General features: G+C 65.7%; 2 protein-coding genes. Both read right to left on the bottom strand.

Going from position 1 to position 2133, the window contains the following annotated elements:
• Window positions 1-298: 298 nt before the first annotated feature.
• The gene (prmB, locus tag V6M52_RS05610) at window positions 299-1177 is read right to left on the bottom strand and encodes a 50S ribosomal protein L3 N(5)-glutamine methyltransferase (protein ID WP_332700289.1); all 879 of its coding nucleotides are present in this window, start codon (window positions 1175-1177) and stop codon (window positions 299-301) included.
• Window positions 1174-2133 (bottom strand): succinyl-diaminopimelate desuccinylase (gene dapE, locus V6M52_RS05605; RefSeq protein ID WP_332700287.1); only part of this gene is annotated, 960 nt, incomplete at its 5' end. The genes prmB and dapE, both read right to left, overlap by 4 nt.

Here is a 2133-nt window from a genome sequence, read left to right as displayed (position 1 = left end):
CCGTAGGCGGTGGCAATGTGCAACGGCTTGAGGATGGCGCCATGCTCGACCGTGCCCAGGCGGTCGGCGTGCAGGATTCGGGTGGTGATTTCTCGGGTCATAAGGGCTGTATTGTCGCGTGTTGGCTGTCATCCCGGGATCCAGGCTGGCTGTCATCCCGGGCTTGACCCGGGATCCATGCCTGGAAAGGCCGGGCACGGCACGATGGATTGCGGGTCAGGCCCGCAATGACAGCCTACGGGGCATGGATTGCGGGTCAGGCCCGCAATGACAGCCTTACGGGGGCATGGATTGCGGGTCAGGCCCGCAATGACAGCGTTTGGAGGGCGTCGCGCGTGACCAGCAGCACCTGGTCTTCGCCGGCGCTGGTTTCCAGCCACACCACTTCCAGGCGGGGAAAGGCGGCTTCGAAATGGTCGCGCTCGTTGCCGATTTCCAGCACCAGCACGGCGCGGTCGGACATGTTGGCGGGGGCATCGCGGAACAAGGCGCGGATGAAGTCCATGCCGTCGGCGCCGCCGGCCAGTGCCAGCTCGGGCTCTGCCCGGTACTCGGCGGGCAGCTCGGTCATGCTCTGCGCATTGACGTAGGGCGGGTTGCACAGGATGAGGTCGTACGGGCCCTGTACGGACTGGAGGCCGTCGGAGTGCAAGAGGCGGATGCGCCCGGCGAGGCCGTGCTTGTCCACATTGACGCGGGCCACTTCCAGGGCGGGCTGGGAAATGTCGGCGGCGTCCACCGATACGTCGGGGTAAGTCATTGCCGCCAGGACGGCCAAGCTGCCGTTGCCGGTGCACAGGTCTAGCACGCGCTTTGTATGCTCACCCAGCCAGGTGTCAATGCTGCCATCGGTCAGCAGTTCGGCGATGAAGCTGCGCGGCACGATGGCGCGCTCGTCCACGTAAAAGGGCACGCCTTGCAGCCATGCCTCGCGCGTCAGGTAGGCGGCAGGCTTGCGCGACTGGATGCGCTCGGTGATGAGCTCGCTGACGCTGTCCTGCTGCTGCGGGGAGACGGCCATGTCGGCCACGCCATCGAGGTCATCCAGCGGCAGGCCCAGCTGCCACAGCACCAGCCACACCGCTTCGTCGAATGCGTTGGCCGTGCCATGTCCGTAGGCGACGCCGGCCGCGTCCAGGCGCGCGGCGCTCGCCTCGACGAGTTCGATGAGAGTCACAGAGATTTCTCGAGATTTTCGAGCGTGCGCCGGTAGATGTTCTTGAGCGGCTCGATGTCGGCCACGCGCACGTGCTCGTCGATCTTGTGGATGCTGGCGTTGATCGGTCCGAACTCGATCACCTGCGGGCAGATGCGCGAGATGAAGCGGCCGTCACTGGTGCCACCCGTGGTGGAGAGCTCGGTTTCGATGCCCGTCTCGGCGCGGATCGCGTCCTGGATGGCGTTGACCAGGTCGCCAGGCGTCGTGAGAAAGGGCAGGCCACCCACGACCCAATCGAGTTGATAGTCCAGCCCATGCCGGTCCAGCACCTCGTGCAGGCGTTTCTGCAGGCCTTCGGGCGTCGATTCGGTGGAGTACCGAAAGTTGAAATCGACCGTCACCGTGCCCGGAATGACATTGCCGGCGCCTGTGCCGGCGTGGATGTTGCTCATCTGCCAGCTGGTGGGCTGGAAGAAATCGTTGCCGCGGTCCCATTCCATCGCCACGAGCTCGGCCAGCGCCGGCATCGCGAGGTGGATGGGGTTCTTTGCAAGTTGCGGGTAGGCAATGTGCCCTTGCACGCCCTTGACGCTGAGCTTGCCGCTCATGGTGCCGCGCCGCCCGTTCTTGATCATGTCGCCGACGCGCTCGACGGATGTCGGCTCGCCCACGATGCAGTAGTCAAGCCGCTCACCCCGGGCCTTGAGGCGGTCGCACACGACCACCGTGCCGTCCACGCTGGGGCCTTCCTCGTCGCTGGTCAGCAGCAGTGCCACCGAGAGTTTGGCCTGCGGGTTGGCCGCGACGAATTCCTCGGTGGCGACGACGAAAGCGGCGATCGACGTCTTCATGTCGGACGCGCCGCGGCCATAAAGCTTGCCGTCGCGATGCGTGGGGGTGAAGGGGTCGCTGGTCCACTGGTCCAAAGGGCCTGTCGGCACCACGTCCGTATGGCCGGCGAAGACGACGGTGCG

It is taken from the genome of Devosia sp., assembly GCF_036676215.1.
GTDB lineage: Bacteria > Pseudomonadota > Alphaproteobacteria > Rhizobiales > Devosiaceae > Devosia.
The sequence above is the reverse complement of the archived record's forward strand: the minus strand, read 5'-3'. Positions and strand labels throughout refer to the sequence as shown.